Origin of the sequence: Legionella busanensis, assembly GCF_900461525.1 — a bacterium.
Taxonomy (GTDB): domain Bacteria; phylum Pseudomonadota; class Gammaproteobacteria; order Legionellales; family Legionellaceae; genus Legionella_C; species Legionella_C busanensis.
The window spans coordinates 3,255,380-3,277,105 of record NZ_UGOD01000001.1 but is presented as its reverse complement, the minus strand read 5'-3'; the positions used below and the strand labels follow the sequence as shown (position 1 = coordinate 3,277,105).

Genomic DNA, 21,726 nt, shown 5'->3' with positions numbered 1-21,726 from the left:
AATAAAGTCATTAAATCTTTACTAAATCATAGCATAATTCATCTTTTTAAGTTTATTAATGCCCAATCTTTACAATTTCTAAACTATTTTGGGTCAATATTTAGATTTTATAATTTTTTTCGTGAGGATAATGAATAACATTATGAAAAATGGCAGGTTTTGGATTTAGATTACGATACCCATGCAGAACATCGGCATTAAAGCGTAAACTATCGCCGGCCTTTAAAGGTTGCCATTTTTCCTTAATAAGTATATCAATCTCGCCGCTAACGACAATAATATGTTCAATTACACCTTTAGCATGGGCGGATGATAATTGTTTACACCCTGATAATAATTCAATTTCAAATACTTCAAAATTTAGCTGCTCATCAAATGGAATAAGAGGTGTTAAATAAAGTTTTTCTTGATGATGATTAATTAAACGAGGTTTAGTATGTATAAAATTAGTATTTTGGGCATCTAGATTTTCCTTTAAAAAGGAAGAAAATGAGACCCGAAAGCCACTAGCGATTTTCCATAAGGTTGCCACGGTTGGGGAAGATTCAAAACGTTCTATTTGGCCTAACATGGCTTTGCTAACTGCCGTCATCTCTGCAGTTTTATCTAAGCTCCAGCCCTTTTGCTGTCTTAAAAGACGTAAACGTGAACCAATAAAGCGTGTTAAATGATCCATTTATTCTCCTATTAACCATTGTGCGTTATAACGCACAATGGTATGCTTAGCGCTATTGTGCGTTATAACGCACAGAGAGCATATAGTAGTAGGACTAAGTTAAGAAAGAAAGCTTCACGAAGCCTAATTAATGATTAATTGTCATTATTGTGGCAGTGAGGCTCCGTGAATCAATAGGTATCCATATCCTATAAGAAATTCTCGCTTTTGAGCAGAGTAGGTTGGGCTAAATGAAGTGCAGCCCAACAAATTGTGAATAGCCAAACGCCTTATAACTGCAACTGTTGGGCTGCGCTATGCTTAGCCCAACCTACCTTTGCTTTACTCGGGCAGTAGCGTGCTTTCCGCAGGAAGGACAAGAATTATATAAGAATAAATTCTTGCCTTGTGAGAAGGTGACAAAATCTTTTAACTCAGCGCGCTTTACCATACAGGAATTCCACCATGGCAAGCAATTTTCCTTTAAGTCAAATGATGGCTGGATTTATGTCAGTAATAATTGGCTTTAGTAGTACCGCTGTTATTATTTTACAAGCCGCCGCTGCTGCTGGTACATCTACAGCAGAGTTAAACTCGTGGATTTTTAGTCTGTGTATAGGCGTTGCCTGCACTTGTATTGGTTTATCTCTCTACTATCGCATCCCTATCTTAACTGCTTGGTCAACACCAGGCGCGGCTTTTCTAATCGCAAGTTTACCAGGTATTCCACTTAATCAAGCTATTGGCGCATTCATTTTTTCAGCCATATTGACAATTTTTGCTGGCTTAAGTGGCTCTGTAACTAAAATCATGCGTTTTATTCCTAATTCAATAGCAAGTGCTATGTTAGCTGGCATCTTATTGCATTTTGGCCTTGGCTTATTTATGGCTGTACAAGGGCAAGCGCTATTAGTATTAGGTATGATTTTTATTTATTTGCTTGGTAAACAGTTCTTTCCCCGTGTGGTAATTTTAATGGTTATGGCCGCAGGCATGATTATTGCCGCTAGCGAAGGGTTAATCAACACGGCTGCTCTCCATTTAGAACTTGCTTATCCGATTTTCATTAAGCCAGAGTTTTCTTGGGCAGTCTTAGCAAGTATTGGTTTTCCTCTTGCTATTGTTACCATGACTTCACAAAATCTACCTGGCTTTTCAGTTTTGAAAGTAGCAGGGTATCAACCGCCTATTTCAGCAATAATAAGTTGGGTTGGTGTGGCTAATTTATTAGTGGCCCCCTTTGGCGGCTTTTCTGTAAATTTAGCTGCATTAACAGCCGCTATGTGTGCTAATGAAGAAGCTCATAAAGATCCAGCTCTTCGCTATTATTCTACAATTTGGGCTGGCTTTTTTTATTTATTAATTGCGCTTTGTGGCGCCACTTTATTAGCCCTACTTGCAGCGCTCCCTAAGGAATTAATGGCAGCCCTTGCAGGCCTTGCTTTACTAAGTACCTTAGGTTCTAACCTTAAAGCAGCTGTTGAGGATGATATGCACCGTGACTCTGCTTTAATTACTTTTCTTGTTGCGGCTTCAGGTATTAGTTTATTGGGAGTTAATGCTGCTTTTTGGAGCTTACTAGCTGGTTTAATAGCATCTCATTTGCCTGGCTCATTTGCAAAATTGCTAAATAAGTTACAACATAATTAGTAGAATCTATAAAATCACTAGGTAAGGTGTGGGTTTAAAACGTAATACTTTTTATTTAAAGAAAAATAGCTCACCAACTTATTTTAATTTAAGCCTTTATTTAAAAGAATTAGGGTGGAGAGAAAGTAGTTGGCGCGGTCTCGCTAAATTTAGTACTGATAATTTAGCGTTTAACGAGCCTGCTGCCCAATGCCTTGAATATAAACATTTATTAGCCGACTTGGTTAATCAACACTGTCCAGGGGTCATGCCATTAACTTATGGTATTAATGATTATAATTGGCCAGTAATATTAAATCAAATTGCCCAAAAATTTTATTTTAAAAATAACCAGTTACTTAATGAGGTAAACAATTTAATTTGGATTTTAAAACCGGCTTTATTAAATAATGGGCAATCTATCAAATTATTTAATAAATTAAGTGATTTAGAGCAACACTTCTTGAGCACTAATCGTTTAGGTGGTGAACATGTGTTGCAGTATTATATTTCTAATCCGCAGTTGCTTAGAGATCAACGCAAATACAGTATCCGGCAATTTATGGTACTTACTAATTATGCTGGGGCTTATCTTTATCCGCATGGCTATTTTAATGTAGCTAGGCAACCTTATAATCCAAACAATATTGTTAATCTTAACGCCCATTTAACTAATGAACATTTGTATGGCAATGATCCCAATGTCATTCAGATTCCAACCGATCAGTTTACTTTCTTTCCCGACCTCTATTCTCAAATAAAAGTAATCTTAGAAGAGGTAATTTTGGGACTACAAAGAAACTATCCGAACGCCTTTAAGCTTCATAAAAAACCTACATTTGCTTTGTTTGGTGTCGATTTTATGGTTGATGAGCAAAATAAAGTTTGGCTACTTGAGGCCAATCATGGTCCATGTTTTCCTTCTACTGGCGATCATCCACTGCAGCAATATTTATATCAGCCTTTTTGGCGCGCTATCGTCAGAAATTTTGCTGTGCCTATAGGTAATCAACCATTGAAGCACTTAGTAGAAACAGACTTTTTTACAAAGCTTCTCTAAGTAGTAACATTTTGAATTACTTATAGCTATAGGTGATAAAGTTTGCAACTCTTAAAGTTTAAGCAAGCTAACTTCATAATAGCAAGCCATTTTTATCAGAAAAAATTGTAAAAAAAATTTAACATCTGCTCATCTAATATCAGTATTACAAGTTAGAATCCTCGCTTTGTATAAAAAATAATCAAATTTAATATAATCTTAACAATTATTAGTTATAATGGGCTTTAATTAGTCAATAGGAGTTGTTAATGCAATTACGCATTGAAAAACTTATGAAGTTAGTTGAATCTGTTATTAATATACATTCTGTAAATCTTGGCAAAGTAGATCACAGTTGGAGCGTAAATGAAGGTATGGTTTTTGGTGTATTGTACGCTGAAAAGTTACCAACGACGGTTGCCAAGGCCTTAGTGAAAGATGACATGGAGCCGTTATTTAAGTTAAAAGATAAGATAATGAGTGCAATCAATTCATTAGAGAAAAATCAACAACGATTCGAAAACAACTTGAGTGAATACAGACAAGTCTATCTTAAGGCTGCTAAACCGATTTATTATCCTGATCCAGATAAATTAGAGAAGAAGTATAAACAAGCTATTGCTCAGTTAAAAGAAATTCATACAGAATTAATACAAACCATTTTTGGCTGTAAAAATATTCATACAGAATTGATGAGAAGAGAGCGCCTAGGCTCACGCTTTTTTAAGAATTCCGAAGCCAAAACCTTAGAAGATTCTCAGCCTACTCTTTCGCTAATTTAAAATGAAAGGTATTAGGTTATTTTATTTATCTGTTTTCCTACTGAGGCTAATCATCTACTTTAACCATATTTATCAATCATTTTGGCGTGTGGTAGTTAGAAATTTTGTCTTACCTATAAATACTCAACAGTTATCACGATCCTTAAAGACTGGCTTGTTTACTAAATTTATAAATACAGATAACTAAATCTTTATCCTGGTTCTAAGCTATAAAGCTTAAAAACTTCACCTCGAATTTATTAAAAAAACGCTAATAGACCAATAAAAATGTTCAAAATTTTATCTAATTTAATAATTTATTAACAATTGTGCGTTATAATATCCTAAATTAATCTTAGGAGTAACAAATGCCCTCACGTAAAGAGAAATTAATCCAATTAGCTGAAGACGCTTTTAATACAAGAATTCCGAGCCTTAATCTTCAAAGAGATGGAGGATGGGAGCAATCTTACTATCCAGTTTTTGGAGTAAAAGGCCCAATGGCTCTAGAAAAAATTAGTAAAGCTCTAATGATAGATGATACAGATCCCTTATGTGCTTTAGCTATAAAAATAAATAAAGCAATTTCTACACTAGAGCAGGAACAAATGAATTTTGTTATTACTCTAGGTGAATACAGACAAGCTTATGAAAGCAATAATAGTCCAGTTACTTGGCTCAAACCAGATGACTTAGCTAAGAATTACAAACGAGCTATTGCCCATTTAAAAGAAATTAGTAAGGAATTAAGAGAAATTCTCCTTCTACAGCCTACTTATGCTTTTTTAGCAGTAGGGGATTCTAAACGTATAGCTGATCCAACAAACTTACATCCTGCCCAAGAGATTTTTATGGATGGCGCTCACTTTGATGAGCTAAAATATATTGTGAATTCTACTACTCGGCTTTTTAACCATAAATCCCACAAATGTGAAGAGGATCAAGAGTTAGCTCCAGAAGCAGATCCGACTTCAACTTCTACTCCTGGTTAGTCTTAAGTAAAAGTTAACCTCTATTGGCCTGCTTTTAAAAAGCGGGCCTATTCTCACTTAATAAGTTTTGCAGTATCAATTTAGTTGAGTAAAGGATTTTATCCAAATTAGCTCACATTGGTATGTTATTTGCTAAACTGTGTATAAGAAGTAAGAAAAGGAGTTAGTCATGGATAAGTTGATTCTACATCCTACCGAGACTAGTCAATGGTATGCCTTAGTTAATGAAGCTCAAGCATCTACTCGCTTAATTCTTAATGAAAATACTGAAAGTTATTTAGTTTTCTTGCTAATGCGCTTCTCGCAAGGACCTAGATTGATAGAATCAGTGATTGCGTTAGACTTTTTAGAATCAATGCAAACAACAGGTCGTAGACAAGCCGATTTATTAAGGGACGTTGGGGATAAAAGCTTACTTTTTTGTGGCTTATTTCCCGGTATCGCTGAACGCCGTAAGCTTAATTTAAATTATTTTTCTAATATAGGGCAAATTGCTTATCTTAGTGTTGGAGAGCTACATACGCCTGAAACGGCAGAACTATTTTTCCAACTTAGTGCCCAATTTGCTACATTACAACAAGTATTACAAGCTATGCGTGGTGAATACTTAAAGTTTAGTGAAATAGATCCCGGCATTATTTCTGCAACTAAACTGTCATTGCAGTAATGTAGTTAAAAATTTAATTACCTTTGTGAAATAGCATTGTAATGTCAATTGAGTCAAAGCTATAGTGTTGATTACAAAAATCACAAGTAACATCAATTTTACCTTTTTCAGCCAGTAATTCTTTAATATCCTTTTCACCTAGAACATTTAATACTTGTTTCATCTTGTCAGGATTGCAGCGACACTTAAACGTGACCATTTTGTTGTCAAAAACTCGAATATCAGTTTCGTGATATAAACGATATAAAAGCGTTTCATTATCAAGACTAAGTAACTCTGGCTCACTTATTGTTTGGCCAATATGTACTGCATATTCCCAAAAGTGTTCGCGCTGCTCTGAACTTTGTCCTGGCATTAATTGTAATAAGAGACCGGCAACTTTTGTATCATCACTTGCCAGCCATACGCGACTTGGTATTTGCTCAGATTGGGCATAATAATACATTAAATTTTCAGCCATTGAGGTACTTTGAATAGGTAAAATACTTTGATAAGACTGAGTCTGATTATAAGGATTGATGGTAAGTACCATTTTCCCCTCTAAAAAAGCAGCAGCATATTCTTCAGTTGTTAAATCAGGTTGAAACTTCGCAAATCCTCGTAAATGTAACTGATGATCGCATTGAATTAATAGAAGCGGTAAACGTTTGTCGCCTTGGAATTGCAAGCTTAGTTCACCTTCAAATTTGATACTTCCTATCATTAACAAACAGGATACTAATGCCTCACCTAAGACATTTTTTATCATAGGTGGATAAGATCTTTGGTTAATAATAGTCGTGTAAGTATGGTCTAAATGGGCAATTTCCCCACGAATACTGGCGTGTTCGAACATAAAACGTTGTAGACTATCCATGGTTATTCCCCATTTAAGTAAAATCAAAATCAACTATTCTAACATATGCTTATTTAATGCTGAATGTGTATAATTTAGCAAAGTTATTTAATAATACATGGCTTTAATCTGCAGTACAGTTACATCAGCCTTAAATCTTTACTACTATTCATAGTGTTAAATCTTTTATATTTCTATTAGAGTTTAGCTCGCTATAATAACTTGCAAAATATTTAGGCTTTTTAACTGACACTATAAGTAAATAAAATTAAGTTTATCTAGGATGTATTAATGCTTAATTCTCGCCAAATGGCAGCAGTGAAATATATTGATGGGCCCTTACTCGTTATAGCGGGTGCAGGGAGTGGTAAAACACGAGTAATTACTCAAAAAATTGCTTATTTAATAGAACAATGTGGTTACAGTGCAGCATCCATTTATGCCATAACATTTACCAATAAAGCTGCTGAAGAAATGCGCAGTCGAATAGCAACGACGATTAATGCGCCTAAACGTCGTGGTTTAAATATAGCAACTTTTCATACTCTTGGTTTAAAAATTATCAAAAAGCATTTAGAACAGTGTAATTTACGTACTGGCTTTTCTATCTTTGATAGTGAAGACAGTCAACAGTTATTAAAAAATTACCTACCGGTTGGACGTGCACAAGATCGAGATTATTTAGCACAAGTGCAACAACAAATTTCTAGATGGAAAAATGATTTATTAATGCCTAAGGATTGCCATACACAGCCAAAGACGAGTCCTGTTTTTGATGATGCCTTATTAGTTTATGAGCAATATCAGGAAGCACTTAAGGCTTATAATGCAGTTGACTTTGATGACTTAATTAAAATTCCTGTTCAGCTTCTTAATCAAGATGTCAAAATTCGCGAATACTGGCAAAATAAAGTACGACATTTATTAGTTGATGAATATCAAGATTCTAATACCAGCCAGTATTTATTTATTAAATTATTAACCGGTGTTCGCGCTCGTTTTACAGTTGTAGGTGATGATGATCAATCAATCTATGCCTGGCGCGGAGCAAGGCCTGAGAATTTAGCTCAGTTGAAAAAAGATTATTCGCAGTTAAAAGTAATTATGTTAGAGCAAAATTATCGTTCAACTAGCCAGATTCTGCATGTTGCAAATACGTTAATTGCCAATAATGCTCATTTATTTGAAAAAAAATTATGGAGCCAACTAGGTCAAGGTGAATTATTACGCGTTCTATGCTGTAAAGATGAACAAGATGAGGCTGAACAAGTGGTTATGGATATGATTAGCCATAAATTACAGCTAGGAAAAAAATATGGGGAATATGCGATCTTATATCGTGGTAACCATCAATCTCGTGTTTTTGAAAAAGTCTTGCGTCATCATAGTATTGCTTATCGTATTAGTGGTGGCCAATCTTGGTTTGCTCGTGCAGAAGTTAAAGATATTTTCGCTTATTTAAGGCTAATATGCAATGAAGCAGATGATGCTGGATTTTTAAGAGCCGTTAATACGCCTAAGCGAGGTATTGGTGATGCGAGCCTAACGGCTTTAGGCCAGTATGCACAATTAAGGCAACTTAGTCTATTTCAATGTGCTGATCACATGGCTTTGGCCGATCGGATTGCTGAGAAGCCACGTTTAGCATTAGAAAGCTTTAAGCGATGGGTGTTAAGAATTAAAGAGCGTCTAGCTAATCATGCTAATTCTGTCGAGATATTACGCGAAATGGTCGAGGAAAGCGGTTATGAAGCTTACCTTTATGAACAGTGCAATTCGCCAGCCAGAGCGCAACGGAGTATGGAAAATATCTGGGAATTACTCGATTGGGTAGGGCGTTTATTAGAAAAGGATGCTACGCAAACTTTAAGTGATGTAATTAATAAACTTATCTTAATTGATATTTTAGAACAATCCGGCGAGGCTAATGAAGATAGTGTACAACTTATGACCTTACATGCAGCAAAAGGGTTAGAATTTCCTTTCGTTTATTTAGTAGGTATGGAAGAAGATTTACTACCGCATCGAGTGAGTATTGATGAAGATCAAATTGAAGAAGAAAGACGTTTAGCTTATGTGGGCATTACGCGTGCACAAAAGGGTCTTTGTTTAACGTTGGCTAAGCAACGGCGTCGCGGCGGCGAAGTACAAGAATGCCTGCCGAGTCGCTTCCTAGATGAATTACCAAAGGATAGTTTAGAATGGTTTGGAAAAGGTGAACGCAACGAAGAGCGATCTAAAGCTTTGGCTAAATCCCATTTAACTAGCTTAAAAAGTTTACTTAATTAACGTGAGTTCGACATAAAAGAGATGAAGGCTCTTTTGTGCCGCTAAACGAACGTTAATTAGTGTGGATTTCATTAAGCTAGTTAAAGCATTCCATTTGTCAAATGGACTGCTCTAACTATTAAGAATAAAGTCTTCTTATGCTGCTGGTGAGACACGTTCAGCCAGATCTTCTAAAAATTCAGTGGTTGTTGTTTTCTTGTTAAAGAAACGGTGTTTTTGGTAAGTAGCGTCGTGAGCTGCTTCTCTAACTTGGGCTGCAGGATTAAGCTGAGCGCCATTTTTTCTAACTTCGCCTTGTAATGCAGTAAGTTTAGCTTCTTTTTCTTGGGCCACCTTAGAATTAACCAATACACCTTTTAAATGCTTATTTTTAAAGCTTTCAATTCGATAATCAGCTTGTTCAACACGCCAGTCTAAAGATAATTTTTGCTCTTCCGATGTAACTTGAACATTTTCGACAGGTTGTTGTCCAGTTTGCTTATTCCAAGCTTCTTTAAAGCTTAAAGCATGTTTTGAGCCATCTTTATTACGTTGGCTTGTCGCATAATCCCAAAGTGCAGCCAATAAATATAAAGGTGAAAAAACAACTTTTAAAACCCTAGATGGCAAATCAACTTCATGCGTATGCCCTTCACCAGGTTGTAATTGTTCTTTGAGTAAGTCCTTTGTTTGATGATAATGATCCGTATGTTTATGATTATGCACATGCTCTTGTTCAAAGAAATAATGCGCATCTTCAAAACCTTCACTGATAATACCTAAAAGGGCAGAAACAATTTCAGGGACACCTGGTACTCTATCAGAGGTAACCCCAATACTAACTAAATGTCCTAAAAAGAGCAGTATTCTTAATGGCGTAAGGGTTAATTTAAGAAGAATACGAGCGGGGTTAAATAATTGTAACCAATTTTCATGTTCTTTTAGTTTGTGAAAAGCATTTTGAATTGATGTAGATGCTTTAGTAAAAATATTTCCCTTAGTACGAGTCAAACCATCTATCATTTCTAGCGATTCACTCGTATTTTGCAGATTGAAAATAAGTGTTGAAGTACCCGTAATAATAGGGTTAATAATTCCCATAATGAATGCTGGCATTTTACCCATCCAAGTAAATAGAGGTTGGGCAGTTTTAGCAACGGTCCACCAAGTTCCAGCTGTGCAAATTGTAAGTGCTACCGTAAGCGCTAGTAAGCTAACGGCAGTAATTGCTAAAAAGACATTACGTATCTTGTGCTCTGAAGCGTTTTCTTTAGTAAAATTGTTTTTAATTTTAAAAAACCACTTACGTAACGTATCATTATTAATCATATCTGTTACGGCATTATAAGTAAGAAAGCCATAAGCAGCACCGGCAATAATTGCCATAGGGACAATAGCAAGAGGTAAAAAGGTAAAAGGAAGGCTTGCAAGCAGCGGGATAGTTGCGAATCCACCAACTAAAAGGTAAGTTGTTCCCAATCCCATAAATGCCCCAGCTAACGCGCTAAAAATTCGCACCCCTTTAAACGTGGTTGTACGAGAGGCTAATTTCTCTATTGCTTCTTGTTGCCCATGTCTAGCAAGCCAATACTGCAATTGAATCTTATATTTACTATAAGTATCAAGATCAGCTTCATTAGGCTTTTTATAAAGTTGGAGAGCAAACCATTTGCGCATATCAGACATGGTTTTTTCTATTTTCTTTTTACGCGCAAGGCTTTCTTTATCTAAATTCTTATGACTAAATTTGTTTAATAATTTTAATTGTGTCTCATAATCTTTAAAAAACTGTGGGCAATCTTTATCGTCTGTATCTGGAAAATGCTGCAATAAAAATTCATCTGCTAAATAGCGGGTTAAGTAATCGCTTTTAAAAAGTTTTTTGAAAGCACCTTTGATATTTTGTAAATAAATTTCACCTTCATAGGCCACCGATAAACCAAAGGAAGCAAAAGCTAAAGGTAATAATGGCAATATGGCATACATACCACCGAAGCTTAAAAAACCAATAATTAAACTTGCACCTAAGGTTAGGAGAGTTAGTAATAAATAATAAGGAATCTTTTTTGTTTTCATTGTTCACCAAGTAAACATTTTGCGAAGGCGTAACTTTATAACAAATGAAAATGATTATCAATACCATTTAGGTTAAAATGAAACCAGAAGGATTAGAAAACAGAATTTCAAATTAAAAATTGTTAATTTTGCAGTAAACCTTTCCATTACTCATTCAGTTCATAATCAATTTGTGGGGTAAGTAACTTAAAAATCAATTTCCATATTTATATTGATGAGGTACCATCGAAATGATTTTAACAGTTAAAGGAGCAATAATGCGTTCTTACTCATGGATGACTCTGTTTTCAGCAAGTTTTTTGTTAGCTAACCCAGCAATAGCACAAACTAGCGCGAAAACAGAGCAACTAAAAGTTCCTCAGTGTTTAGCAGCACACTTACCTTCAGACTATACTGTCATTGCAGAGAATAATTCTTTTAGAATTATAGACATACCTGCTAATGATTTAGAAAAAATTGTTCTTATTGCTGATAAAGTAAAGTGCGGACGTTTTACGAATATTACTCATCGTATTCAAAGTACTAATAAGCAGGGTCGTCAAAAACAGGCACAGCATTTATTAGTTAAATCGCCTAAAAAAACGTTATTAGCTCGTCAAAATGCTTACCCTATTCAGCATCAAGCTGAAGTCTCTGCAGCCATTGGCAAAGTTAACGTTGAAACTATTATGGCAACATTAACTCATTTAACTTCCTATGAGAATCGCTCAGCAACCAAAGATACAGGTGTTCAAACAGCTAAATGGTTACAGGCTAAATTTGAAGAGTTAGCAAAAGGTGCAAAAAGAAGTGATACTGAGACTTACTTTGTAAAAACAGGTAGCTATTATAAGCAGCCATCGCTGGTAACTGTACTGGGCAAAGATATTAAAGCGCCCGCTATTGTAATTGGTGCTCATATGGATACGTTAGATGGTAGAATGCCAGGCGCTGGTGACGATGGTAGTGGTTCATCTAGTTTAATGGAAGTTGCTCGTGTTTTACTAGAATCCTCTTATGAATTTAAAAGGCCTATCTATTTTATTTGGTATGCTGCAGAAGAGCGTGGGCTTGTTGGCTCTCAATATGTTGTAGAACATTTTCTAGATGAATCTATTCCAGTTAAGGCTGTGATGCAACTTGATATGACAGGCTTCCGTAATGATCGTAATGACCCAACTATGTGGGTTTTTAAAGATTATACTGATCGTGCTCTAACAAATTTCGTTAGTGAATTAATTCAGACTTATGTTGGTGTTCCAGTAGCAGAATCGTATTGCGGTTATGGCTGTAGCGATCATGCTTCTTGGGATGATGAAGGAATTCCTGCAGCTTTTCCTTGTGAAACAAGCTTTGAAGATCATAATCCCTATATCCATTCATCTAAGGATACAATGGATCGTTTAACGCCAGAGCATATGGCTAATTTTAGTAAATTAGGATTAGCATTTGCGATTGAATTAGCAAGTGAGTAATATCTCTTTTAATTAGCTTTTATTGTTAATAATTTAATATATTTGGTGGTCATGCTGTTAAAGATGACCACTTTTAAAATTACAAGTTAATTTTAATTTTATTTTCTTCTAAAACTGATAAAACATGCGCTTTTACAGTATTCCAATCAGCAATGCCATTTTCATCAGCATATAATACTGGATCAATGCGATTTAATTGAATGAAGGCTGCAATTCGTTGTACAGATGAGGCCGACTTATAATCGGAAATTCCTTCTGTATTAGGCTTGTAAGAGGTAATAGTTCTCTTATAAATTTCATTAAAATCTAAATTTAATTGCCTACAAGCCTCTTCTCCATCTTTTAAGATGCCATACTTATCACTATGTAAGTAGGGCATATAATTGATAACTTTATGAGCATCCCAATTACCTGCCTGAAAGGCTTGATAATCTGTATTAACAAATTCTGGACGACAATCAGGGTATACAGCGTGGTCTTCTGAATGGATACCTAAGGCTACACAAACAGTGGTATTGTCTTCTACAGCTCGTGAGAGTGCTGCTGCTTGCAGAATAGAAATAAAAATTTTGTTACGGTTTGGTACTACTGTAGCAGCCATATTTTCGCCATCATATAAACCTTCGGGAACCACATCGCCACCATCAACAAGTGCTGAAAATAATAGTTCACTTAAGCCATCTAAATGCACTAAATGATGATTAATCTTATATCCTTTTTCAGCTAAATATTTAACTAAATTTATTGCACAATCAATTTCAACTTTGTGTTTTTGACCATATAGAAATGAAATTGCATTAACTTGATAATCTCTTGCCAATAAATGTAGTAACAATGTACTTGAATCCATTCCTCCGCTAAGTGCTAGATAGGCAGATTTCTTTAAATTTGGCATGTTATTTTCTCTTTAACAAAAATTATGATATATAAGTAAAAGATATCGTTGCGCAGTATAAAAGAAGTTGGCTTTTTTCTCTATATGGTGATTTAAAAAACATTGATGATTTTAAGTATAAGATAATTTATAATTTATTTTTTACCTGTAAAAAACAGATTAAAAAAATTAATGACTTTCAAACTTATTTATAGTAAAAAATAGGTGCCCTCACAGGGCGCTGTTCAAAATTTATAAATATGAATTTATTTTAAATCATTTTAATAACTATTTATTGAAGAGGAATGTAATGGCTCTCATATCGAAAGCACGCTTTAATCAGAAAGAAAAAGTTAAAGTAGAATTAAGTAGTGAAGTTTTAAGAAAGATAGAAGCTTACTGTCAATGGTCACAAATTGATGATATTAGTTTCTTTATTGAAGAAGCGGCTTGTTATGTTTTTGCAAAGGATAAAGAGTGGAAAGCACACCAAAAACAAGCAAAAAAAGCTGAAAACAGTGAGCGATAATTACTTTTTTTAGTAAGATTTATAGATGTTTAAGGCTTTATTAATTGTTTAAGGCCTTAACATAAAAAAGCATGTAATCGACTAATGGCTTGCATGATTTAACTTTACTGAGTTTTATAAAGTTGCCTCTTCTCGTTAAATAAATCTAATTATTAAAAATACTACAAAGGTTAATATGAAAAAATTTATTATTTTAATATTTTTATCTCCTCTAGCTTCATTTGCTGCGCCTGCAACAGGAAATACAGCAATGGCAACTTATCAGGAGTTATGCGCGAAAGAACATGATCCGATAAAGCGACAAAATTATTGCGTATTATTTGAAAAAAGTGGCCGGGCCCATCCTGCTTTTAATATCTTTAGAAAAGACACAGCAATTGTTTAACTGAGACTATTTTTAGTTATAAAAATTATTTGTTATTTTATTAACTTGATAGGCTCATACTCCTTAAAATAGTGAGTGCTGAGTAAAGTTGAAAATCTTCGTAGAGTAGATTTGTTAAATCATTTGAAGATTGGGCAGTTTTTTCTAAATTATTTTTTTCATTTTTTAAATGTCTACTTAAGTTGAGTTCAGAAAAGTGTAATATTTTTTTCTGTGTTTCATTTTTAGGAATAGCAATCTCATCAATTTGGATATCAGGTATGATTCCTTTTGCCTGAATTGAAGTACCAGATGGTGTATAGTAAAGAGCTGTTGTTAACTTAATGGCATGTTTGTCATCTAAGGGTAATACAGTTTGTACAGAGCCTTTACCAAAGCTTTTGCTTCCAACAATAATCGCTCTTTTATGATCTTTTAATGCGCCTGCTACAATTTCTGAAGCAGATGCTGAGCCATTGTTTATTAATACAATTAGGGGAGCTTTTGCTAAAATATCGCCAGGTGTAGCAATGGCAGTAAATTTACTTTCAGGTAATCGTCCTTTTGTATAAACAATAATTCCTTTATCTGCTTGTTGGTTATCAATAAACGCATCAGCGACCTCAACAGCACTATCTAATAATCCACCAGGGTTGTTACGTAAATCAAGCACTAACCCTTTTAGCTTATTTTTGGTTTGCCCTTGTAACTTAGTTATAGCGTTACGCATATCTTTGCCTGTTAATTCTTGGAATTGTGATAAACGAATATATCCAAATTGATTATCAATTAATTTGCTTTGTACGCTCTGTATTTGAATTTTTTGACGAGTCATAGAGAAAGTTAAGGGTTTATTAACTCCCTTACGAAGAATAACAAGCTCAATAGGTGTACCTTCTGCACCTCGCATAATATTGACTGCCTCAGTTAAACTTAAGCCTTGAGCAGTTTTTGCGCCTAATTTAACAATATAATCACCAGCTTTAATGCCAGCCTTATATGCAGGCGTGTCAACGAGTGGTGTTACAACTTTAAGTAAACCCTCTTCCTGGGTAATTTCTATTCCAATACCGGCAAAGTTCCCACGTGTATTTAGCTCTAATTCCTTGAAGTCATTTTCATCTAAGAATGCTGAATGCGGATCAAGACCACTTAACATGCCCCGGATAGCATTATTAAATAAAGCATCATCATTGATTGACTTTACATAATTTTGTTTTATTTGATAAAGGGCCTGTGAGAAGCGCTGAACTTCCTCGTCAGCAATTTGTGAAGTATCATTCTCAGCGGCAAATGATGGTAAAGAAAAAAGAATTTGAAACAGTAAAACCAGCTGAATACGGCTACAAAACCGTCCCTTCAACATAGCTTCTCCTTATTTAATCCGTTTTTTCAACTAATCCTATCCTTAGAGGATTAACATAATGCAATATAGATGCCAGGAGTTAGGGAATAGTCTTTATTGAAAATAGGCTTTTAAGATATGTAATTATGTATTAAAAACTGTAAATATTGATTAATTTTAGAAAAAATAGTACAATTATTTGACTTTTTGGAAAAAAGATAATGGCAAATTAAATATTAATTTAAAGTTATTAGGGGATTAACAGTAATCGTTAATAAGAATAAATTAGAAAACAGGTTGGTCGCTATTGGTATTTTATTACTTGGATTATTAAATGAAAGCTAAAATGTGTTTTAAATTAAATTATAAAGTTTTAGGTACTGATTTATTCATTCTTTGTAGTCATAGTCATCCTAATACTATAAATACTAAACTTCTGTTTAGAATCAAAAAAATCGACTTTCCAGAGGTACTACCATTAGAACTTGATGCCCTTCAAGCTATACAGTCAGAACAATCAATGATTAATGCATTTTACGCACAAATTACAACTTGGTTAGAAGAACAATTTAGACTTATTAAAAATGAGCCTGATTATATTAGAGTACAACGAGTAGTTTTTGCTTCTGATGTTAATTTAGGGCGGCCAGGTGACCCATATTGCCCAGATTTTTTATTAGATGATTATATTCAAAAACAATTTGCCCCTAACAAGGTCAAAAAAATTCTGTTTTCCTCTTGTCCAATTGTTGTAGCGATCGCGATTGAACGTTTTATAAAAGATGCTGAAATAATAAATTCGAGTGAGCTACCCAAGAAGGTAAAAGATAGATTTAAGACTTTTTTAATTACCCCAGCAACTCAGCAATTAAGTAACATAGAAGACTCCAAAAAACAGGAAAAAGATGCTCTAGTAGTTACTCCAAATTTAAATAAACCCATAGAAGTGACTTATAGGGACGTGGTTATACCAACGATTGTCGAAGATCCCAAGGCAACGACTAATACCGGTACGATAGATAATCGCCTATTTAAAGTTAAAGAAGATAAGGTAAAATTACCCGTTATTATAGCTCAACCTGTAACTCCTCAAGTAAATAGCTTCCCCATTGAGGACCAAAAAACAATTAATTTGTCGTCTAGATTATTTAAAAGAAAATATGAAGAATCAGGCAATAATGAAGAGCAAGATAAGCAAGAATCCATGCATTCTGTTGGTAAATAGATAGTATTATTTTATTAAAAATCAGCTAGCTATTTATAAATAATTTCTCCCCTATTGAGTAAGTAAATTCTATTAAATTTAAAATCAAAAATAATACTTTAAATTATATTAAAATATTTAATTAAATTTATTTAAAAATAAAAAAATTTATATATTTATAAATAATATTTCCTTAAGAAAAAAAATTTATAATTAAATTATATTAAGGACGAGTAAATTTTTTATTAAATTACATCGTAATATTATAAGGATTAAAAGTTATTTATATGCATAAATATGCACCTTATTGAGGTTAAAAAAAATGCCAATTCCCATAGAATTTCATCATAAAATCATAAATAATAATTTATTTATTTACTGTACCCATAATAATGGGGGCGGTGGATCTGTTATTGCTTTCAATTTGAATAAACTCGGAGATGGATCTAAAAAAGTAATCACAGAGCGAAAAATTTTTGAAAGTGGCCAAGAAGATGATGTAGCAGATTGGGTTCAAGATCGAGTCAAAAACATATTAACAGACCCAGAAAATAAATCCCAGATAAATCACGTTATTTATTCTTCCGACGTCAATTTAGGAAGAGCGAGTTCAAAAATATATCCAGACTTTTTAAAGGGTGAAAACTTAGATAGGTTATGCGCTCCAAAATCAGTTGAAAAGATATTGTTTTCTTCAAGTGAAGATATTCTAGTAGATGCTGAAAAAATCATCCCAAATGCCCATTATGTTATAGCTAAAGAAGTGGTAAATGTTTTAAAACAAAAAGGTGGTGCTTTACCAAGCCCCGTAGTACCTAAAGTTAAATCGCCTTTAAACCAAGGAGATGAAGCGTCTCAAGCAGATCCAGGCTTAGTAAAAGAAGATTCTAAAGAGGAAGATGATAACTCTTCAATTATATCTAGAGATAGCTTGTTTGGCTCCAAGCAAAGAGGTGAGGCTTCTAAAGCTAATCAAGCTGCTGTAGTAGAGGAAGTGGGGCAGGGAGATGCTCCTAACATGTAAAGCTGAGCTATATGTGACACAATTATAATAACTAATTTTAAAGAGGGCATATGCCCTCTTTAGTAACTAGTAAATGTTTATTAAAATGAATAGCCATTTAATTGAATAAGTAAATTTCAAATTTTATATCCGCTTTATAAGATAAAATTAAAAAATAAATTTTAATTTAAGCAAAATAATTATAGAGTAATTATACTATTTGTATTGCTAAGTAAAGAAGTTAAGTAAATTATGAAACGTAATTGGGATATGATTCGATCAATCCTACTAAAAGTAGAAGAACTTGAGCCTAATGCTTTGTTGAATTTAGATGTCTTTCCGATAGATACACATCACGAAATTTCCTACCATTTAGAGATACTTGAAGAAGCAGGGATATTGATAGGAAAAATTCATAAAACGCCAGGTGGTTCTCCCCATGGCTTTCATTTAATTCGGCTTACCTGGCTTGGACACGATTTACTTGAATCTATTCGTTCAGAGCCACGTTGGGTAGAAATAAAGAGGCAACTTTATGATAAACATATTGAATTTAACTTAGAAAACATTATTTTTATCGCTCAAACCCTTACAAAAAAATCGTTAAATTAGCAAAATTATTTAACTCTCACTTACTATTTAACGGTATTTAGACTTATGTATAGAATGGATCTAAATAATTTTATTTTTTACTACACTAGGTTTTTCTAATGTTTCATTGAGCATAATATGAATTATTTCCTTACTTAATAGCTCGCGAAATTCAGGCAATAAGTTAGCTGAAATAACTAGATAAGGGTTATTGTTATAATCACTTAGAAAACAAATATCTAAAAAATAATCAATATTTAATAAATCATATTGTATAGTCTCAATACTTTTATTTTTTAAGCCAAAAATAGGTGGATTTTTTTTGTTTTTATGGCTATGAAAAAAATTATCTAAAACATTTAAGTTGATAATAAATTTATGACGTTTTTTCATGGCAGTAAGGTTTGCTACTTGACTTAACACATTAGGATTTAATTTAAGAGAAGGAAATAGTTTAGCATACAAAGACATAACTATTTTCGTTATAAAATGGATTAAGCGATTATGAGAAACAGTTTTAAAATTAACGCAAGCAAGCTTAAGTAAGGCTGGGCACTGTTGATAAGGCGCTGTCTTTATAATTGCTTTTTGTACCTGACGAGCTAAATTAAATAGTGAAGAATTTTGATTTAAAGCTAGTTTAATTGGCTCAAGTTTTAAAAAGCAGCCAATCGTTTTATCATATAAAGGATTATCCCGCGCTGATTTAACAATATTAATAAAAATTGTTTCTTTCTTAGTTTGACAAATCTTAGTTAAGGCTTTCCCTAAGATAGCGCTCAACGCTTCATTTAACCCAAAATGATAATGCGCGCAAAATTGAATTAAATGGTTAATAGCTTTCTCAGGTAACTCTAAATAAGTGGAATAGGGAATCTGAGCTTTAGCCATATTTTTGACTATATATTGCGGAGGAAAGTTAATAAAGCCAGCATTCTTTAAGTAATTTAGCCAAAACTGATGATCTTTAACTGAATACCCAGCTAATATAAGCTCATTTTCTAAATATTGCCGATAGGATTTAGCATTCCCTATATTGTTAGTAGGTTCTAACTTATTAAAAGCAAGATAATATTTAGATAATTCAGACCAAAGTACGTTTATAGAAGCACCATCTGAAATCATATGAGGCAAGCATACTTGAAGTTCAGTGGTGTTATTTTTTAAATAGAATATTTTTACCCTGAGCAAAGGTTTGCCTTTTGGCCATAGATGGTAATTAAGTAGTTCAAAAACTGAATTAGTTAAAGCCAGATTACTGTGTTTCTCATCATATTCTTGTAGGTCAATTTCTTCAGGTATAAGGACTAAGTTACGTTGTAAATATTGTCCAGATTTAAATTTACAGATGTAATAAGAAAGTACTTCATGTTTTTTTAATAAAATAGTTAATGCATTATGGAATGCTTCTTTATTAAAAGCGCCTTGCAAACGTTTCCGTGAAATAATATTTAGTTTTTTTACTTTTGGTTCAAAGGTATTAGAAAGCCATAGTAATAACTGAAAATGGCTTAAAGGTATGATATTAGAAGTTATAAGTGAATTTTTTATATGATTTTTCTGATTAATAGATTTTATCTTGTTAATTATGATTGCTAATTCCGCAATAGTTGGGGCTTGATATAGCTCTTTGATGGTTAAATTTTTTCCTACCATTTGATTTATCTTGGTCAGAATACGAGCGCCAATAAGGGAATGCCCGCCTAATTCAAAAAAATTATCATGAATGCCAATTGGGTTTAAATTAAATTCTTCAGCCCATATTTCAGTTAAAGCCTCTTCTAACTCATTGGTTGGGGCTAAATAGCGACGGTTAGGCTGAAATTCAGGTATAGGCAAGGCTTCTCTATCTAATTTACCATTTGCATTGAGTGGAAACGCCTCTACTGCTATAAAAGCCGCTGGAATCATATATTCGGTCAAATATCTTTTAAGATAGTGTTTAATTTGATGAGTACCAGGATTTACCTGGTTATCCTTTAAAGTGAAATAAGCAATTAACTGCTTCTCATTTAGGTGATCGGGGCGGGCAATTACAACAGCTTCACCAATGGCAGGATGACTTGTGATACACCGTTCTATTTCACCCAGTTCAACTCTAAAGCCACGGATCTTAATTTGGTGATCGATACGACCTAAAAGCTCATAATTACCATCTGTTAAACGACGGCATAGATCGCCTGTTTTATATAAACGAGCATTAGATTCTTGTTTAAAAGGGTTGTTAATAAATTTTTCATGCGTTATTTGTGGCTGATTAAAATAACCTCGTGCTAAGCAAAGACCTCCAATATAAAGCTCACCCACTTCACCCGTTGGAACAGGATTTAAATCTTTATCTAAAAGATGAAGCTCTATGTTATTTCCAGGCTTGCCAATGGGAACATCTGGGCGTAAAGAATGAAGGCCTGCATTACTTACCCTAAATAAAGACACGCCAACAGTGGCCTCGGTCGGACCATATTCATTAATTAATTTATGATGTGGATAATGTGTAAGCCAAGAGGCGCATTCAAGCGTATGTAAAAGTTCGCCGCCTAAAACAATAAGCTTTAAATCAGGTAGTTCAATGAAATTACTTTGAATTTCAAACAATAATACCCGAAAAAAACTGGGCGTTAACTTAATGACATTAATACGATTGACTTTAATAAATTTTAAGTAAGAGGTTGGGCTTTTTTTAATCTCATCATCACAGATAACAATGGTCATACCTAACATCAGGGGTACAAGGGTATTAGCGATTGCCATATCAAACGCATGACTAGATGAAAAATCAATGCGCTGACTGGCTTGACAATGACAAAAATCACCGAACCAAAGGCAAAAATTAACCACACTTTGGTGCTCAATTAAAACGCCTTTAGGTTTACCGGTAGAGCCTGATGTATAAATAATATAAGCTAAATTTTCAATTTGATTTGTAGTATTTAAATTTAATGAGGGAGAATTATTTAATTCGCTGAAATCAAGGGAAATAGTCTGACCTTGATAAGAGCGAAATTTTTCATTTAAATCTTTTGTAAGTAGCAAGAAGGGGACTTGGTTATCATTTAGCGTACTACTTATACGTTCTTCAGGGTGGCTGGGATCAAGCGGAATGTAAGCGCCCCCCGCTTTTAGAATGGCAAACATGGCAATTAAAAGTTCTATTGAACGTTCCATGCATAAACCAACAGGCGTTTCTGCTTTTATACCTTGTTTTTGTAAAAAGTGTGCCAATTGGTTACATTTTTCATTAAATTTTTTGTAAGTTAATGATTCATTATTATAAATAACAGCTAAATTATCTGGATGTAGATTAGCTTGCGATTCAAAAAGCTCATGTATAGTTATCTTGGAATTACGAATGTTCATAGTCCATAATCCCCCTTATTAATAAATTTTAGCCTAAAAATTAGACAGAATTATTAATAAAGTATTCATTAATCGTGCCAATT

At 33.8% G+C, this 21,726-nt stretch carries 18 protein-coding genes; 12 read left to right on the top strand and 6 right to left on the bottom strand.

The features are described from left to right. Positions 1 to 100: 100 nt before the first annotated feature. Positions 101 to 676, bottom strand: coding sequence for a helix-turn-helix domain-containing protein (locus tag DYH30_RS14525; RefSeq protein WP_115332335.1), 576 nt, complete (start codon positions 674 to 676; stop codon positions 101 to 103). A gap of 444 nt (positions 677 to 1,120) precedes the next feature. On the opposite strand from DYH30_RS14525, the gene DYH30_RS14520 reads away from it, so the two are divergent. The 5 genes from DYH30_RS14520 (at position 1,121) to DYH30_RS14500 (ending at position 5,743) form a co-directional block, all read left to right on the top strand. Then, positions 1,121 to 2,305, top strand: coding sequence for a benzoate/H(+) symporter BenE family transporter (locus DYH30_RS14520; RefSeq protein ID WP_115332334.1), 1,185 nt, complete (start codon positions 1,121 to 1,123; stop codon positions 2,303 to 2,305). Between the two features lie 28 nt (positions 2,306 to 2,333). Further along, positions 2,334 to 3,344, top strand: coding sequence for an ATP-grasp domain-containing protein (locus DYH30_RS14515; protein ID WP_115332333.1), 1,011 nt, complete (start codon positions 2,334 to 2,336; stop codon positions 3,342 to 3,344). Positions 3,345 to 3,592: 248 nt separating this feature from the next. After that, a complete protein-coding gene (locus DYH30_RS14510) occupies positions 3,593 to 4,105 on the top strand; it encodes a hypothetical protein (protein ID WP_115332332.1) in 513 nt (170 codons plus the stop codon). A 347-nt stretch (positions 4,106 to 4,452) separates the two neighbouring features. Next, entirely contained in the window at positions 4,453 to 5,076 is a 624-nt protein-coding gene (locus DYH30_RS14505) for a hypothetical protein (protein ID WP_115332331.1), read from the top strand. Between the two features lie 169 nt (positions 5,077 to 5,245). Beyond that, a complete protein-coding gene (locus DYH30_RS14500) occupies positions 5,246 to 5,743 on the top strand; it encodes a hypothetical protein (protein WP_115332330.1) in 498 nt (165 codons plus the stop codon). Positions 5,744 to 5,756: 13 nt separating this feature from the next. Here the strand turns inward: DYH30_RS14500 and hslO are convergent, their stop codons facing one another. After that, positions 5,757 to 6,599, bottom strand: a complete 843-nt coding sequence (gene hslO / locus DYH30_RS14495) for an Hsp33 family molecular chaperone HslO (protein WP_115332329.1) — start codon at positions 6,597 to 6,599, stop codon at positions 5,757 to 5,759. A gap of 270 nt (positions 6,600 to 6,869) precedes the next feature. On the opposite strand from hslO, the gene DYH30_RS14490 reads away from it, so the two are divergent. Then, positions 6,870 to 8,867 (top strand): UvrD-helicase domain-containing protein, encoded by a 1,998-nt coding sequence (locus tag DYH30_RS14490; RefSeq protein WP_115332328.1) that lies wholly within the window; start codon positions 6,870 to 6,872, stop codon positions 8,865 to 8,867. Between the two features lie 135 nt (positions 8,868 to 9,002). Here DYH30_RS14490 and DYH30_RS14485 read toward each other — a convergent pair whose 3' ends face one another. Beyond that, complete coding sequence (locus tag DYH30_RS14485) at positions 9,003 to 10,922, bottom strand: hypothetical protein (protein WP_115332327.1); 1,920 nt, start codon at positions 10,920 to 10,922, stop codon at positions 9,003 to 9,005. Between the two features lie 257 nt (positions 10,923 to 11,179). Between DYH30_RS14485 and lapA the strand changes: the two genes are divergently transcribed. Continuing rightward, positions 11,180 to 12,376 (top strand): aminopeptidase LapA, encoded by a 1,197-nt coding sequence (lapA, locus tag DYH30_RS14480; protein WP_115332326.1) that lies wholly within the window; start codon positions 11,180 to 11,182, stop codon positions 12,374 to 12,376. 79 nt (positions 12,377 to 12,455) lie between these two features. On the opposite strand, the gene DYH30_RS14475 is transcribed toward lapA, so the two are convergent. Beyond that, positions 12,456 to 13,271: a 7-cyano-7-deazaguanine synthase gene (locus DYH30_RS14475; protein WP_115332325.1), complete on the bottom strand. Its 816-nt coding sequence runs from the start codon at positions 13,269 to 13,271 to the stop codon at positions 12,456 to 12,458. Between the two features lie 289 nt (positions 13,272 to 13,560). Here DYH30_RS14475 and DYH30_RS14470 point away from each other — a divergent pair, with 289 nt between their 5' ends. Together DYH30_RS14470 and DYH30_RS14465 are read left to right on the top strand one after the other, a co-directional pair. Then, complete coding sequence (locus DYH30_RS14470) at positions 13,561 to 13,779, top strand: hypothetical protein (RefSeq protein WP_115332324.1); 219 nt, start codon at positions 13,561 to 13,563, stop codon at positions 13,777 to 13,779. Positions 13,780 to 13,954: 175 nt separating this feature from the next. Further along, positions 13,955 to 14,164 (top strand): hypothetical protein, encoded by a 210-nt coding sequence (locus tag DYH30_RS14465; protein WP_115332323.1) that lies wholly within the window; start codon positions 13,955 to 13,957, stop codon positions 14,162 to 14,164. A 40-nt stretch (positions 14,165 to 14,204) separates the two neighbouring features. Here DYH30_RS14465 and DYH30_RS14460 read toward each other — a convergent pair whose 3' ends face one another. Further along, a complete protein-coding gene (locus tag DYH30_RS14460) occupies positions 14,205 to 15,509 on the bottom strand; it encodes a S41 family peptidase (protein ID WP_115332322.1) in 1,305 nt (434 codons plus the stop codon). Positions 15,510 to 15,822: 313 nt separating this feature from the next. Here DYH30_RS14460 and DYH30_RS14455 point away from each other — a divergent pair, with 313 nt between their 5' ends. From DYH30_RS14455 to DYH30_RS14445, 3 genes are all read left to right on the top strand, one after another. Next, the gene (locus DYH30_RS14455; protein ID WP_115332321.1) at positions 15,823 to 16,713 is read left to right on the top strand and encodes a hypothetical protein; all 891 of its coding nucleotides are present in this window, start codon (positions 15,823 to 15,825) and stop codon (positions 16,711 to 16,713) included. 301 nt (positions 16,714 to 17,014) lie between these two features. Then, the gene (locus DYH30_RS14450; RefSeq protein WP_115332320.1) at positions 17,015 to 17,716 is read left to right on the top strand and encodes a hypothetical protein; all 702 of its coding nucleotides are present in this window, start codon (positions 17,015 to 17,017) and stop codon (positions 17,714 to 17,716) included. 231 nt (positions 17,717 to 17,947) lie between these two features. Then, positions 17,948 to 18,307 carry a DUF2513 domain-containing protein gene (locus tag DYH30_RS14445; protein ID WP_115332319.1) on the top strand — a complete coding sequence of 120 codons (360 nt, stop codon included), beginning with the start codon at positions 17,948 to 17,950 and terminating at the stop codon, positions 18,305 to 18,307. Positions 18,308 to 18,367: 60 nt separating this feature from the next. On the opposite strand, the gene DYH30_RS14440 is transcribed toward DYH30_RS14445, so the two are convergent. Continuing rightward, positions 18,368 to 21,643: a non-ribosomal peptide synthetase gene (locus DYH30_RS14440; protein WP_115332318.1), complete on the bottom strand. Its 3,276-nt coding sequence runs from the start codon at positions 21,641 to 21,643 to the stop codon at positions 18,368 to 18,370. Positions 21,644 to 21,726: the final 83 nt, after the last annotated feature.